The 655-nt window shown below is 48.9% G+C and carries 1 protein-coding gene; it reads right to left on the minus strand.

The genetic code is table 11. From position 1 onward, the window contains the following. The coding region (locus A3766_RS30030) for a hypothetical protein (protein WP_197479147.1) at window positions 1-655 on the minus strand (655 nt) is incomplete at both ends.

The following is a 655-nucleotide window of genomic DNA, read 5'->3' on the forward strand; positions in this document are numbered from 1 at the left end:
ATGGTGGCGATTAATATAATCAAAGGCACGTTCAACTTCACTCCGCGCGACAGGATGTTTCGGATGCCCAAACTCAAGGGTCGCCCCTTGATCAACGACAACAAGCTGTTCAATCGCCTTTGCGTGATGCATCCAGGCATTGTCAAGTGCAATGCGTTCGAATACAAGGGGCGATAAGTCAGGTAAGGACGATGGAAAAGTGGCACCCGGGTCGTAAGTAAATAAGGGGGAAGTGAGTGTCATCGGCTGCCAAGATTGCAGACAGTTATCGAGTAGTGTCTGTAGATCGAGGGCACTAGGATGGTCTGTGAGTGATAGGTGGTATCCAAGATAACACGAAGAGGCCACGTCTACTGCGATTAGTAAAGTCGCGCGAGCTAATCGCAGAGGGATTAATTCATCATTTAAACAGAGAGTCAGCCGTCCCTGGAAATCAATGACCTGCTCATCAATTTCGACACGATCCATGACCTGCAAAGGGGGCTGGCTGGCTGGAAATTTCATTCGAGCTGTGCGCTCTCGTGCTTGAAGCGCATTCGCGAGCTTTTTATGAATATGACGACGTAAGGATTCGTAACCGTACTTATTTGTGGTATAGGGGTAGCGATCGTGTGGCCAGTGTGCATCGACCAGACACTGTTTGTACATGCCAAAA

The sequence above is a fragment of the Oleiphilus sp. HI0132 genome (assembly GCF_001635845.1).